We start from the raw sequence: 15,024 nt of genomic DNA, 5'->3' as shown, positions 1-15,024 counted from the left end.
CATTTTTCTTATGGGTTTAGCCCCAAATGTTTTAGGTTATCGCCATCCTACCGCCATCCTTGACAGGCAATATCTTGAATTCATGTTCATTACCACACTTACGACATTTTAAAGGTATCTCATCCTTAATACATTTTATAGTTCCATCCAGGAACTTCTCATAATGTAAATTATGAATTCAAATTCGTATGTATGTTTGTAATCATGTTGACATTTAAATGATATATGTTGCAAGGGAATACTTATTGGAAAAAATAGCGTGTGGTATTACTTTTTAATATCCAATTGCGAAGTGGATATTAAATATGGCTAGCCATTATTCAAAAGGCTATCATTACATATATCCATAAAAACATCAGAAATACTGGCTATGACTTTTTTATATCCAGTTGCCAAGTGGCTATCACTTTTCAATAGCCAAGGCAAAAAAGGCTATTAAATTTTCATAGCCATAGAAAATATCACAAAAGTGTGGCTATGACTTTTTCATATCCAGCCGTGAAATGGCTATTACTTTTTAATAGCCAGAGGCAAAATGGATATGAAAAAATTATAGCAATGGTAATTTTCAGGGGTTTTAGGGGATTTTCTCCCCTAACAAGATGCATTAGGGGCAGAGATGTCTCTAATGCGTATCTTGCCATGGACATGGGAAAATTATTGTGGCAAATGACGAACTTGATGATAAGAAAATAAATTTTTATAAGAGCTTGAATTATTGCTTTTTCTGAGTTGTGGTTGTATCATTGGTATATGAAGTAATTATAATTTTATATGTAAGAAACGATGCAGAAGCACATCTATGGAAGGAGGAGCAGTTTGAACAAGGAATTTGAACGCTGCTGCACATTTCTGGCTGAGATGATGGAGAAATATGGGCTATTAGTTATGCAAGATATACTTGAAGAGCTTCACTATGCTCCAGAGACTTGGTGTTATGATGCAGACGGAAAAAGACTGCGGTATGTAGCTTATGTGAAGAATTTTCAGAAGAGTTTTCAGAAAGCAGCATAAGGATTACCGGCATCCTGCGAGATTCAATTGATTAAGTAGGATGTATACATATGGATGAGCGTTCAATAAGAAAAAGCAAAAAGAAAAAAATAAAAACGATTGAATTTTTGGAAAGTTGGGCATATTATAATAGCAAATATATTTCTTTGATAAGTTGGTGAAAGATGTGTAGAACCTATTGACTATTGAAGGAAGATTTGCTAAGCTTTTTATAGAGAAAGTTTACCACTGACCGATAGGTGGTATATAAATGGTCGGGTTGAAAGTTTACCGCTGACCAATATGCGGTATATAAATGGTTGGGTTGAAGGTATTGTCCTCCACCAGCAATGGTGGAGGATTTTTTTACAAAGGGTGGATATACATGAAGAAAACAGGATTTTATATTATAAAAGATTCATTTTTTGAGGACATGGATGAGCCATATCTCAAAGGGAATAAAGAGGGTAATAGACCTCATTATTATTGCTTTGAGGATTCAGTTTCCGGCTTGTATTGGATGATTCCGTTATCAAGCAGAATAGATAAGTACAAAAAAATTGTTGAAAATAAGAAAAAAGCAGGGAAACCTTGTGATATTATACATATTGTGAAGTTGGATGATGATAGAGAAAGTGCTTTTTTGATTCAGGATATGTTTCCGATTACAGATGAATATATTGAACGGAAATATACTATTGCAGGAAATCATTTGATGTTAACCAGTGAGCACACTGTAAAGGAAATTGAACAAAAGGCAAGAAAAGTGATGGGTATGTTAAAGAGAGGTGTTAAATTTACACCTACTCAGCCGGATGTTATGAAAATAATTGAGAATTTAACAGAGAAATAATGGCCGTAGAGAGGCAAGGGTAATGCCCAAATCCAAATATCTCATTAGCGGGTAGACAGTTAGAGTGATGGCTGTCTATTTTTTGGTTGAATTACAGTTGGAACAGCGATATAATTTTGTTGGGACAATAGGAAAGCTTGTGAAAACAGTAGCATTGATTGGAGGTGGTTTACATGGAAATTTCAAAAAGCGATTGGAAATTATTCAGAGCACGCATTGCTGAATGGCAGGAAAATTATATGGAACGCTTAGTGAAAGAATATATTGATATGTTGAATGGAACTGGAAATGCTTCAGATAAGTTCTGGGAACTGGAAGAGCGAATAAAGAAGGATAAGAAACATCCTGGAGTAATGCTTGAATTAAGCAAAGGAAATATGATTTTCGATATTGTGGCACTGATTAATAGCGGTGTGATAACGGCTGCTGATTTGGAGGTTTTTAGTGATGAATTAAGAGAAAGTGTTGATTTTCTTTTGCATAGGTAAAAGGTGCGCATACACATATATGAATTGTGGGTGATATTTATGAATATAGAAGCATATGATGCAGAGTCTTTGAGGAAACTTGTTAGACTTCTAGAATATGAGAACAGAATGCTAAAAGAAAAATTGAAAAAAGAAAACATTCCATATAATGAAGTCAATCCATTTGAAGAGACTATAGATAATGTGGAAGAGTACGACCCTGACCAGGGAGAGCGTATCGTCAATCCACCATTTATAACAGAGGATATGGCAACACATTTCTTTTCTATGTTTTGGGGACGCGAGGATGTTTTTGCCAAGCGAGGTAAGAACGGTGGCTATTTTCCGCAATGTGAGAATCGTTGGAGTTATAGGCTTTGTCCGAAACAACGAGGCGAAAAGATGTTTTGTGATGAGTGTGAAAATACAAAATGGACAAAACTGGATGTTAAGAAAATAATTGCTCATTTATTGGGCTATAAAGAAGATGGCTCAGATGTAATAGGTGTATATCCACTTTTGCCAAATGGGACATGCAGATTTATTGTGTTTGATTTTGATAACCATGAAAAAGGTGCAGAGGCGACAGATTTTGCCAATACAGATACTGAGTGGCATAAGGAAGTAGATGCCCTTAGAAAAATGTGTGAGATAAATGGTATTAAGCCGTTGATAGAGCGTTCTCGCTCCGGTAAAGGTGCTCATGTATGGATTTTCTTTAAGAAAGCAATACCGGCTTCTGTAGCCAGAAATTTTGGATTTCTGTTATTAGATAAAGGTTCTGCATCAATTAACTTAAAATCCTTTCATTATTATGACAGAATGTATCCGTCTCAGGATGTGGCAAGCAGTATTGGTAATCTGATTGCATTGCCTTTGCAGGGGCAGGCACTTAAAGATGGTAACAGTGCTTTTGTGGATGAAAACTGGAATGCATATCCAAATCAGTGGGATATTTTATTAAATAAAACAGAAAAACTTGGTATAGAGGATATTGAAAAATATATGGCAAAATGGCAGGCAGAACTGGCAGAAAGTCGAGGGATGCTAGCTGGTACTGATATGAATAATAGGCCAAAGCCATGGAAAAAGAAGTGTGAGTTTGTTAAGGCGGATGTTGTTGGCAAACTACATATGGTGCTTAGTAATGGTGTTTATATTGACACGCTAAATCTTATGCCGAGAATACAAAACCAAATCCGTAGTCTGGCTGCTTTTGATAATCCGGAATTTTATAAAAATAAGAGATTGGGATATTCTAATTACTATAATTTTAGCGCTGTATATTTGGGAAAGGATGTAGATGGATACATACAGATTCCAAGAGGACTGAAGGAACAAATTATTGAAGAATGCAAAAAGTCCGGAATTGCTGTTGATATATCTGATCAAAGGGAGAAAGGGCGACCAATCAGAGTTTCTTTTAAAGGTGGTTTACGAACACAGCAGGAGTTGGCGGCAGAGAAGTTATTAACTTATTCAGATGGTGTATTAAGTGCGGCAACGGCATTTGGTAAAACGGTTGTGTGCAGTTACCTGATTGCGGAACGTAAGGTAAACACGCTTATTTTGTTACAAAGTAAGGATTTGCTTAACCAGTGGGTGGATGAGCTGAATAAATTCTTGGATATCAAAGAAGAGCCACCGGAATATGAGACGAAAACGGGCAGGAAGAAAAAGAGGGATAGTGTTATTGGGATTCTGCATGGCAGTAAAAATACATTAACAGGTATTATAGATGTTGCAATGGTGGGTTCCATGTATAGTAAAGGTAAATTCAATGATTTAATTAATTCATACGGAATGGTAATTATGGACGAATGTCACCATGCGGCATCTAATACATCCATGGAGTTATTGCAGAAAATTAATGCGAAATATGTTTATGGAGTTTCTGCCACACCAAAACGCGGAGACAGCTTGGATAAGATTATTTATATGCTGCTTGGACCACTCCGGCACAGATTTACAGCCTTGGAAAGAGCACAGGAGCAGGGAATAGGACATTATTTTGTTCCGAGGTATACAAGAGTTGTGGATACTGCTGACAGCAAGGATGATATCAATAAAGCATACAGTCTGATTAGTGCCAGTAAAGTGCGTAATGAGATGATTGTAAATGATGTGATAGCATGTATTGCGATGAAGCAGACTCCGGTCATTTTGACGAGATTTAAGGAACATGCAAAGCTTTTATATGACACTCTGAAAGAAGAAGCTGCTCATGTATTCCTTCTGTATGGAGATAATACGGATAAAGAAAATGCGGATATACGAGTTAGATTGAAGCAGGTTCCTAAAAATGAATCTCTCATTTTGGTTGCAACCGGTCAGAAAATAGGAGAAGGCTTTGATTTTCCGAGACTTGATGTGTTGATGCTTGCATCACCGGTATCTTTTGAGGGGCGTCTGGAACAGTATGTAGGAAGATTAAATCGTGACTATGAAGGTAAAGAAGCTGTTTATGTATATGATTATATTGATGCTCATATGAGATTCTTTAATAAAATGTATGGTAAAAGATTGAAGACATACAAGAGAACCGGATTTTCTATATGGACGGGAGATGAACAGACTAAGCAGATAATTAATGCGATATATGATTCCGGTAATTACACGGAAAAATTCGAGCAGGATATTGTGGAAGCAGAGAAATCAATTGTAATTTCCAGTCCGGACATACGACAGAATAAGATTGACAGACTGTTATCACTGGTTAAAGATCGTCAGGAAAAAGGTGTAAATGTAACAGTCATTACTACAGATCCGGAGGGAGTTGTATATGGCAGTGCGGATGTATGTTATGAATTAATTAGAGAGATGCAGCAGGTAGGAATTAATGTAGTAACAAAAGCGGAAGTAGAGGAGCGATTCGCCGTTATTGATGAAGAACTGGTATGGCATGGTGGCATGAATCTGCTTGGTAAGGTGGATGTCTGGGATAATTTAATGCGTATCAAAAATCATCAAGTGGCTGCAGAACTTTTGGAAATTGCACTTGGAGTTACATCGGATTCATAAGGAGGTACTCATGAAAAAACAACTAAAATGCTACATCTACACCCGTGTATCCACTTCCATGCAGGTAGATGGCTACAGTTTAGATGCGCAAAAAGACAAATTGCAAAAATACGCTGATTACCAAGATATGATTATCGCTGGGGAATACTCTGACGAAGGTAAATCCGGTAAAAGCGTGGAGGGTCGCCCACAATTTCAACAGATGCTTCAGGATATTGAAACAGGTAAAGACAACATTGATTTCGTACTCGTATTCAAGCTATCCCGATTTGGACGAAATGCAGCGGATGTTTTATCATCTCTTCAGCGAATGCAGGATTTTGGTGTTAATCTTATCTGTGTGGAAGATGGTATCGACAGTTCTAAAGACGCGGGTAAGCTGATGATTTCCGTGTTATCCGCAGTGGCTGAAATAGAGCGTGAAAATATATTGGTGCAGACCATGGAAGGTCGCAGACAGAAGGCACGAGAAGGTAAGTGGAATGGTGGATTTGCTCCTTATGGATATCAGCTTATTAATGGTGAGTTGCATATTGCAGAGGATGAAGCTGAGGTAATACGAATTATTTACGATAAGTATGCCAACACAACCATGGGTATTGCCGCTATTGCCACATTCCTTAACAACAGCGGATACAAGAAAAAGCTTCGCCAGAACAATACCATTGAAGGCTTTTCCACATCCTTTGTTAAAGGTGTACTGGATAACCCTGTGTACTGCGGCAAACTTGCTTTTGGCAGAAGAAAGAATGAGAAGATTCCCGGAACAAGGAATGAGTATCATGTGGTAAAGCAGAACAATTATATGTTAAATGATGGTATTCATGAGGCCATAGTGTCAGAAGAGTTGTGGAATCAGGCACATAAAAAGAGACAGGAAACCGGTGTGGGAAATGTGAAAACGCACAGTCTGGATCACGAGCATATTTTATCCGGTATTATTAAATGTCCGATATGCGGTAGCGGTATGTATGGAAATGTGAATCGAAAGAAGCATCCAGATGGTGGTTATTACAGGGATTATTTTTATTATGCCTGCAAACACAGAACTTATGTGAATGGTCATAAATGTACTTACCGTAAGCAGTGGAGCGAAGATAAAATCAACGCAGCTGTAGAAGAAGTGATTCGTAAGCTGGTAAACAATCCCAAGTTTAAAACAGAGATTCAGAAGCACATCGGACAAAGCATTGATACGCAGGAGCTGGACAGAGAGCATACAGGTTTGCAGGAGCGATTAAAGCAGGTAACCGGAGCTAAGAACAAATTGGCAAGTCAGATGGATAATTTATCCGTATCGGACAAGCATTACGATAAGAAGTATGAAGATATGCAAGTCAGACTGGACAAGTTTTATGATGAAATAGAAGAAATCGAAACTCTGATTGAAGAAGTGGAGACCAGACTATATAATATTAGGCAGGATAAAATATCCGGTGATAATGTGTATCAGTTCTTATTATTTTTTGATAAGCTGTACGACAGATTTACGGATAGGGAGAAAAAGACATTTATGAAGAGCTTCCTTGAGGAAGTTAATATCTATGAGGCAGAACAAGAGGATGGCAGGATTTTAAGAAGTCTCAAGTTCCGCTTTCCTGTATTTTTCAATGATCAGGAACTATATGAACTTGATTGGGACAACGAAAGTACCGTTGAGACGGTATGTCTTTTATCGAGAAAGCTTGATAATTGATTGTATAAAAGAATGGGGTAAGTTATAATATAGGTGTGGTCAGATGTCTTTTTGAGGATGACTATATCTGTTACAAAAAGGGGGAAGGCCAGTGAATACAGAATTGAAAAATGCAGTGAAAGCAACAGATAAGGATGCACAGTATGACACGAGTGCAAAGCGTCTGTTAGGACAGAAAAGCATACTGGCACATATACTGGTAAAAACAGTTGATGAGTTTAAGGGCATGAATCCCAAAGATGTGGTCGACTGCATCGAGGGAACACCACATATCAGTACGGTACCGGTGGAGCCTGGACTTACAAATGCAGTCAGTGAAAAAAATGGTGAGAGACTGGTCGGTTTCAACACAGAAAATGAAGAAATCAATGAAGGTGTGGTAAGATTTGATATCGTTTTTTATGTGCGTATGAAAGACGGATTGTCACAGATTATCATAAATGTGGAAACTCAAAAAGATGAGCCGAAGGGATACGAAATCTTAAACCGGGCAATCTTTTATGTGAGCAGACTAATCTCATCACAAAAAGAACGTGATTTTGAGAACTCCAGCTACGATGACATTAAGCGTGTATATTCAATTTGGGTATGTATGAACATGGACGAGAACAGCATGAGCCATGTGCATCTCACAAAAGAAGATTTGATCGGTTCTTATGAATGGAAAGGAAATCTTGATTTGTTGAATATTATAATGCTTGGACTGGCAAAGAATCTGCCGGAACATGATGAGACATATGAACTGCACCGTCTGCTGGGAGCATTGTTATCCAAGGAACTTACAATAGATGAAAAACTAAATATAATTGGAAATGAATACGATATTCCTATTGAGGAGAACTTCAGGAAGGATGTGAGTGTTATGTGTAACTTGAGTCAGGGAATAAAAGAAGATGGTATTGCGATTGGAGAAGCAAGAAAAGAAGAAAAAATTATTCTTAATATGCATAACAATGGTTTTACTGTAGAGCAGATTGCTATGGCTACAGATAAAAACGTAGAAGAAGTGAAAGCGATTATTGCAGGGAAAGAACCTGCACTTGCATAGTTCTTTTAGGTTAACAGAGAAAAGTTGTTTGCATAATAAAATGGTTAGAAGAAAACCTCCAAGTCTATGATGGATTTGGAGGTTTTTATTCTAACCATTTGAAAGGGAAGTATTTTCCAAAATAAAAAATTTTGTGATACAATATATGAAAGAAATGTAGGAAAATGTTTAAATTTGGAGGGAGGTGCTGACCATGACAAAAGCAATTAATGATGCAACATTGAATAAGTCTGGTGATATTTATCAATATTTGGTAGCATTAAAAGATTGTTTTGAGTTGAATGAGGGCGATATGTTACAAATTGAGACAAATGGTGATGTGTTATAAATGATGGTGGTGGTCGCTTTCAACGAGAGGTAAAACATCACTTTGGCAATAAAACTATTTCAGACAGAGATATAGATTTATGGAAAACACTTGCAAATTGGTATGAAGACTATGAACGTGTAAAAAAATTTTCAAATTATATTCTCAATACCACACAGCTACAATTCAAGACGACTCCCCATTCTATGGTTGGAACAATAAGGACAGTAAGGTAAAATTAAGGTGTATAAAAGATATAGGAACAGTCCGAAAAGAAAATGAGAAAACGTTTAGAAAACAGTATAACAGAATTTTCAATGCTTTTTATGATGAAGGTCGGCTTTTGGACATATTAGGCAAATTTACGATTGAGGATGCTAAAACTTCAATAGATGGTATATCTGAGGAATTTTCTAAATATATAGGTCATATTCCATCGGAAAATAGAGACGGATATATTGGTGCATTGCTTGGTGAAATATTAATAAAAGTGAAAGAACCTCCTCATAAATGGGAAGTAACTAAGCCTGTATTTGATGAAATTCAACAGGTACAGTCAATTGCATATGGAGCAAAAGGATTTGCTCCTCTTCCAGATGAATATGCAAAAACGGTAATTCCAGAAAGCAAGATTATTACGTTTAACCAGAAAAAATTTGTTGAGTCTATTCGTGAGATTAAGTATGACAAAATGATACCAAGTGCAATTACCGATTATTGGAAGGCAGATTTAACCGTTGCTAAATATTTTAAGGACAACCTTATGTATTTAAGAAGTCTAGAGTTATATATAGATAAATTATCCGAAAAAATGAAATATAGCAAAGAGAATAGCGATTTAGATGCGGAGGGAGCAACTGAGGAAGAACAGATAAAAATTTCAAAGAAGCTATATAATGGAGTAATGAGTTGGGATGCGGATGATTTTGGTTCTATTATTCGTAATCAAGGATATTTTCAGCGAGGAGTTATACATAATATAGTTGATGAAACGAATTTTAAATGGAAGGTAGGTGAAGAAAAGAATGAGCATAAATAATATAAAAAGGCTTTCACTGAATCCTCATTTTTATTCATTACTAATGCAGAGTTTTCTTTCTGGTTATGAAAATCCTTGTGAGATAAAATTACCGTTTATGGCAATTCCTATTTTGCTTTATGCTGAATCGCGAGAAAAATTAGTGAATGCAAATAAAAGAAGTCGAATAGATACATTATTCCAATCTCCTCAAACTATTAATGAAAACAAGATTTCTGGAAGAACACGATTATCAGGCTATGTAGAAAGATATAATTCACTTAAACCATATTGTAAGGAAGCAATTATTATATTATCTTCTGAACAAAAAATAACTATTAGCAATCATAAGATTGTGCTTATTAAGAATATTAATTACAAAGATTTTCAGGGGACAATCAAAGAATGGATTAAATGTGCATTTTACCTTGGAGTTGTATTTTCCAAAACCACTGAAGATCATCTATCTTTCTTTTTAGGAGTTGATACAAAATGAAAAGTTATATAAAAAGCATAATTATATTTAATGAAAATGGTGAAAAAAGGGTGTTCCACTTAAGCAAGGAGTAAATATAATCACTGGCGAATCTAAGACAGGAAAAAGTGCATTAGTTGAGATAATTGATTATTGTTTGTGTAGTACTCGTTGTACAATACCAAAAGGTAAAATAACAGATTTTTCATATCTATATACTCTTGTAATGGTGATAGGTGATAATGCCTATGTTATTGCTCGCTATAATTGGAACGATGGTGGAAAAATGTTTTTTTCTAAAGAAGCAAAGGATTTTAATGTAAAAAAATTGGAACTAAGTTATTTTGCGGAAAAGCCTCTTTTATCATATAAAGATGTAAAAAGAGAGATTGAATGTGCATTAGGTTTGTTTGTGACAAATATGGCTACGGATGCTGAACAAAAAGGGAAAAAGGCTTCATTAAGAAACATGGTTTCTTACTTGTTTCAACATCAAAATTTAATGGCAAGTAAGTTCGCGTTATTCTATCGGTTCTCAGATTTTTATAAAAGGAAGGATGTGATAGACCAGTTTCCCGTCTTTGCAGGCATGATAAGCCAAGAGTACTATAGTGATTTGATTCAATTAAATACATTAAAAGAACAGCTAAAACAAAAATACAAAAAGCAGAAGGCCAATGAAAAAAGTACTGCATATATTAAAGAAAATCTATCTCCTTTATTAGCAGATTATTTTGCATTACTTGAACAAGATTTTGACGAAAAAATTTCAGTACAGAAAATGTTGAAAATAGCCTCTAATTTACCAGAGTTTGATAATACCCAACTTTTTGGAGAAAATAAAATAACTGAGCGTTATAGTGAATTAAACACTGAATTAGAAAGCCTCAGAAATAAAGAACGAGAGATACTATTAAAAATTAAGAATATAGATAATGCTTCTGATACAGGTGGTTCTTTTGCTTATATGTTGAAGGATTTGAAACAACAGACGAGCATAGCTGAAATTGAAACAGACAAATATACGTGTCCTCTTTGCGGTCATGAATGTCAAGAGATTGTTGAGAATGATTCGAAACTTATTGAGGCTACAGAATGGTTAGATAACGAATTAAGAATTACTGAAAAATACACAGCTGATTTTTCCGAAGATGTCAGGAAACTTAAAGATGAGCATTCAAAAATAGAGGAAAAAATAAAAGAAGTGTGGAAACAGATAAAAACAATTGAACAAAAATTTCTCTCATCCCAAGCACTTGTTTCAAAGAGAGAAAAAGTGAATTACGCTAAAGCAAAAATTGCTTTATACGTAGAAATGAGTGACTTTGGTATATTTGAGACAGTTGATGAAGACATTGTGGAACTTAAAGAGAAAATAGCTAGACTTGAGGAAAAAATCAAGGGATTTGACATTGATAAGAAAATGTCAAAAGCAGAAACTTTTTTATCAAACAATATGAATAGTCTTTCTTTAACACTCGACTTTGAAGAAGAGTACAGACCAATTAATTTAAATTTTGGTTTAACTGATGGCAGTTTTGATATTTATCAGCACAATATGGATAATGAAAATATTCATTTATACGAGATGGGAAGTGGCGCAAACTGGGTGTCTTGTCATATTGCATTATTTTTGAGTTTCCTCCATTATTTTGCGGGACAAGATAATTCGCCTATGCTACTAACAATGTTTTTTGACCAACCCAGTCAGGTATATTTTCCGCAAGGTGATTATAAAAGTGATGCAATAACGCAAGCCGATTTAAAGGCTGTTAATAAAATGTATAAGACAATTTTTGATGAGATTAACTTAATTGAAAAAGATACAGGAGTATTACCTCAAATTATTATTGTTGATCATGTTGATGGTGACAATTTGGAATGCAAAAGAGAGTTTAATAAATATGTTCGGTGCAACTGGAGAAATGGCAAAGCACTTATATAGTGACAATGTACTGGATTGAAAGGGTGGGCTATGGATAGTATGAAGAAATTTTAGAAATAATCAGGAAATATGGAATGCCACAGGAGTGGAACCCAGATGTCGTACATGTCCCATAACGCTATGTGTCCCCCTATGTACAGACGACCAGAAAAATCTTGTCAACCCATCCCCCTTATGCTATCATAAAAATGTCTTCACAGACAAAAATAACAGAAAGAACACAAAATGTGTAAGGTGAGGAAATGAGTAATCGATAATTTGATTTAAGTTGAACACGTTTGAGTAAGACCTGTGTGACAGGCCTGGTTTTGTGTACGCTTAAGTTGGATTATCGCAGTTAACGTTTCCTTTTTCTTTATCATGTCAGATAAATAGAAGGTCTTTTTTGCGAGTCTATTTTGCGTATGCGAAATAGGCTCGTTTTACGTTATAAATTGGAAATTGTTCCTTTGACTTCCAACTTATAACGTAAAACGCCACGCAGGCAGAAAGGCATGGTGGTTTGGATGTTACAGATAAAAGGATTAAATTTGACACACAAAAAGGACCTTCGGGTAATTTTAGAAGATTTTAGCCTGGTTTTAAACGACGGCGATAAGGCGGTCATCATTGGCGAGGAGGGAAACGGAAAGTCGACGCTGATGAAGTGGATTTACAACCCGGAATTGGTTGAGGATTATATAGAGGCAAGCGGAGAGCGGATTCTTGGAAAAGAGAGGCTTGGTTATCTGCCACAGGAGCTGCCAGAGGAAGAAAAAAGCAAGACGGTGTATGAATTTTTTTCGGAGGAAGAACAGTTTTGGAACCAGACGCCGAAAGATTTGGCGATGTTAGCGGGAAAATTTAAAATGCCGGGTGATATTTTCTATGAGAGCAAAAAGATGCGAAATCTTTCGGGAGGGGAAAAGATAAAGGTGCAGCTGATGCGGCTTTTCATGCAGGATGCAACAGTGCTGTTTTTGGATGAGCCATCGAATGATATTGATCTCACGACGCTTGAATTGTTGGAGAAACTGATACAGGAATGGAAGCACATCGTACTTTTTATTTCCCATGATGAGACATTGATTGAACACACTGCCAACATGGTGATTCATTTAGAACAAATCAAAAGAAAGACAAAATCCAGATATACGGTTGAAAAATGCGCTTACCCTGATTATGTAAAAAACAGACTTCATCGGATGGAACGCCAGGAACAGAAGGCAATGAGCGATCGCAGGGAAAAGGAACTGCGCGACGAAAAATACCAAAAAGTGTATCAGAGTGTGCAAAGTGCGCTCGGAAGCTGTTCCAGACAGGCACCGGCGGTGGCAAAAAATTTAAAAGATAAAATGCATACGGTCAAATCCATGGGCAGGCGATTTGAAAAAGCAGATGAGAACATGACAGAAATGCCAGAGCAAGAGGAAGCAATTTTCTTTAAGCTTGGAGACAAAAGTGCAAGCATTCCGGCAGGAAAAACAGTGATTGAGTATTATCTTTCAAAATTGCAGACTCCGGATGGAGAGCGGACGCTTTCCGAAAAGATTGATTTGAAAATAAGAGGTTCCGAAAAAATCTGTATCGTCGGTGCAAATGGGGCAGGCAAGACAACCTTACTAAAGAAAATAGCAGAGGAACTACTGAATCGAACAGATGTTCATGCTGAATATATGCCGCAAAATTACGAAGAACAGTTAAATCTTGACCTGACTCCGGTGGAATATCTTGCACCATCCGGTGACAAGAAGGAGCAAACAAAAGTAAGAACATATTTAGGTTCTTTGAAATATACTACTGATGAGATGGAACATTCGATTCGTGAATTATCGGGAGGACAAAAAGCGAAAGTCTTGCTGTTAAAGATGAGTTTAAGTGGCGCAAATGTATTGGTTTTAGATGAGCCAACAAGAAATTTTTCTCCGTTGTCAGGACCTGTAATCCGAAAAATGCTTCGGGAATTTCCGGGAGCGATTATCAGTATTTCCCACGACAGGCGGTACATGGAAGAGGTGTGCGATAAGGTATATGTTTTAAGTGAGGCTGGACTTAAGTTGCAGGAAAAGTAATTTTGTTCACCAGTGAAAATAAGGCTGCCATCGAAAATGAAAGATGTATGGTGTTGCAGGAATATAAGGTGTATAATAACCTGATAAGATAATTGGAAAGAAGGAATTGGTATGTGGATAGCGTTTGCGTTTGGTTCCGCATTTTTTGCAGGTCTTACATCTATACTGGCAAAGTGTGGAATCAAAAACACAGATTCAAATGTTGCGACAGCATTAAGGACGATTGTTGTCCTGATTTTTTCATGGGTGATGGTGTTTGTCGTAGGAGCACAGGATGGAATAAATAGTTTGTCTGGAAAAGTTTTGATTTTCCTTGTTTTATCGGGACTTGCGACGGGAGCATCGTGGCTTTGTTATTTTCGGGCATTGCAGATTGGTGATGTGAATAAGGTAACGCCGATTGACAAATCAAGCACGATTCTTACAATGCTGATTGCTTTTATTTTCCTGAAAGAAGAGATAACACCCTTAAAATTTGCTGCAATGCTGGCAATCGGTGTTGGAACTTATCTGATGATTCAGAAAAAAGAAACGGACAAAAAGGCAAACGGAAATAAGTGGTTAATTTACGCAGTGGGTTCTGCAGTGTTTGCGAGCCTTACATCCATCCTTGGTAAAATTGGAATCCAGGACGTAAATTCCAATCTTGGAACAGCGATTCGAACCATTGTTGTACTTATTATGGCATGGGTTGTTGTGTTTGTGACAGGAAAACAAAACACAATCAAACAGATTGAAAAAAAGAGCTGGTTATTCTTGATTTTATCAGGAATTGCAACAGGAGCATCGTGGCTTTGCTATTACCGGGCGCTTCAGACGGGACCAGCAAGTATTGTGGTTCCAATCGATAAGCTGAGTATTTTGATTACCATCGCTTTTTCTTATGTGGTATTCCATGAGAAGTTAACGCTGAAATCAGGAGGCGGACTGGTGCTCATTGTAGCAGGAACGTTGCTTTTATTAGTCTAATGAGAAAGCCGCCTTTTGGCACCTAATCGAAAAAAGTTTCAAAAAACGCTTGACAATAAAAATTTAGAATGGTAAACTTTTATTAATTTAATACGCTAAACCGTTGATGTGGAGATAACGGCAATGATGCCTATACAGAGAGTCTGAGATGCTGAGAATCAGACAAGAAACAAGTTGTCAA

The 15,024-nt window shown here is 36.6% G+C and carries 12 protein-coding genes; all 12 read left to right on the top strand.

Annotation, left to right across the window (positions count from 1 at the left end):
* Positions 1-819 precede the first annotated feature (819 nt).
* The 12 genes from BIV16_RS08640 to BIV16_RS08585 all read left to right on the top strand — a co-directional run bounded on the left by BIV16_RS08640 (position 820) and on the right by BIV16_RS08585 (position 14,843).
* Positions 820-1,014: a hypothetical protein gene (locus BIV16_RS08640; protein WP_075681752.1), complete on the top strand. Its 195-nt coding sequence runs from the start codon at positions 820-822 to the stop codon at positions 1,012-1,014.
* Positions 1,015-1,378: 364 nt separating this feature from the next.
* Positions 1,379-1,846, top strand: a complete 468-nt coding sequence (gene cptIN, locus BIV16_RS08635; protein ID WP_075681750.1) for a type III toxin-antitoxin system CptIN family toxin — start codon at positions 1,379-1,381, stop codon at positions 1,844-1,846.
* A gap of 173 nt (positions 1,847-2,019) precedes the next feature.
* Positions 2,020-2,334, top strand: coding sequence for a multidrug transporter (locus tag BIV16_RS08630; protein WP_075681748.1), 315 nt, complete (start codon positions 2,020-2,022; stop codon positions 2,332-2,334).
* 39 nt (positions 2,335-2,373) lie between these two features.
* Entirely contained in the window at positions 2,374-5,334 is a 2,961-nt protein-coding gene (locus BIV16_RS08625) for a TOTE conflict system archaeo-eukaryotic primase domain-containing protein (RefSeq protein ID WP_075681746.1), read from the top strand.
* Positions 5,335-5,344: 10 nt separating this feature from the next.
* On the top strand, positions 5,345-7,030 hold the full coding sequence (locus tag BIV16_RS08620; RefSeq protein ID WP_075681744.1) for a recombinase family protein: 1,686 nt from the start codon (positions 5,345-5,347) through the stop codon (positions 7,028-7,030).
* A gap of 91 nt (positions 7,031-7,121) precedes the next feature.
* Positions 7,122-8,078 (top strand): PD-(D/E)XK nuclease family transposase, encoded by a 957-nt coding sequence (locus tag BIV16_RS08615; RefSeq protein WP_075681742.1) that lies wholly within the window; start codon positions 7,122-7,124, stop codon positions 8,076-8,078.
* A gap of 193 nt (positions 8,079-8,271) precedes the next feature.
* The gene (locus BIV16_RS08610) at positions 8,272-8,406 is read left to right on the top strand and encodes a hypothetical protein (RefSeq protein WP_278335612.1); all 135 of its coding nucleotides are present in this window, start codon (positions 8,272-8,274) and stop codon (positions 8,404-8,406) included.
* A 322-nt stretch (positions 8,407-8,728) separates the two neighbouring features.
* Positions 8,729-9,424, top strand: coding sequence for an ABC-three component system protein (locus tag BIV16_RS08605; protein ID WP_242940410.1), 696 nt, complete (start codon positions 8,729-8,731; stop codon positions 9,422-9,424).
* Positions 9,411-9,899: a three component ABC system middle component gene (locus BIV16_RS08600; RefSeq protein ID WP_075681740.1), complete on the top strand. Its 489-nt coding sequence runs from the start codon at positions 9,411-9,413 to the stop codon at positions 9,897-9,899. Before BIV16_RS08605 ends, BIV16_RS08600 begins: the two co-directional genes overlap by 14 nt.
* A 205-nt stretch (positions 9,900-10,104) precedes the next feature.
* Positions 10,105-11,823, top strand: a complete 1,719-nt coding sequence (locus tag BIV16_RS08595; protein WP_242940409.1) for a DUF3732 domain-containing protein — start codon at positions 10,105-10,107, stop codon at positions 11,821-11,823.
* A gap of 506 nt (positions 11,824-12,329) precedes the next feature.
* Entirely contained in the window at positions 12,330-13,874 is a 1,545-nt protein-coding gene (locus BIV16_RS08590) for an ATP-binding cassette domain-containing protein (protein WP_075681738.1), read from the top strand.
* 111 nt (positions 13,875-13,985) lie between these two features.
* Entirely contained in the window at positions 13,986-14,843 is an 858-nt protein-coding gene (locus tag BIV16_RS08585; RefSeq protein ID WP_075681736.1) for an EamA family transporter, read from the top strand.
* Positions 14,844-15,024: the final 181 nt, after the last annotated feature.

Source organism: Roseburia sp. 831b (genome assembly GCF_001940165.2).
Classification (GTDB): domain Bacteria; phylum Bacillota; class Clostridia; order Lachnospirales; family Lachnospiraceae; genus Roseburia.
Note: the sequence above shows the minus strand (reverse complement) of the source record. Positions and strands in the feature narration are given on the sequence as shown.